General features: G+C 62.8%; 1 protein-coding gene. It reads right to left on the minus strand.

The genetic code is table 11. The annotated features are described in order from the left end of the window. Nucleotides 1-457: hypothetical protein (locus AC1DMU_RS29700; protein ID WP_476941701.1), on the minus strand; the 457-nt coding region annotated here is incomplete at both ends.

Below are 457 nucleotides of genomic sequence, written 5' to 3' on the forward strand. Positions count from 1 at the left end.
TCGATGACCTTGCCGTCTTCACTGCGCGACTCGTCGTCCAACGCACGCTTTCGGTTGTCGCGGTCCTCATCCAGCGCGGAACGGCGTTGCATGCGATCCACGCTCGCTGCGCCATGGCCGATGCCGAACAGTTCCTGGTCGTTGCCGCGCTGCTGTGCCTGCGCCGCCTGCTGGAGCTCCCGCTGCAGCTTCAGCAGGTCCTGCTGGGCCTTCTTCGACGCTTCAGCAGCTGCCGCCTCCTTGGCCAGGGCCACCGCTGCAACCAGCGAGGCCTTCACCCGCAGTTGCTTCTGCTCGCCGAGTTTCTTCTCGGCATGCTCCATCTCGTCAAGGAGGGTGACTTGCAGCTTTTCCGTCTCTGTCATCCCCTCTTTCAGCTTCTGGCGCACTCGGTCCTGGGCCATCTGCTTCTCGATGCGATCCATCAGTGCTGCGTACGCATCGGCCTGTTCATTCA

The sequence above is a fragment of the Bacillus sp. 01N45 genome (assembly GCF_056399205.1).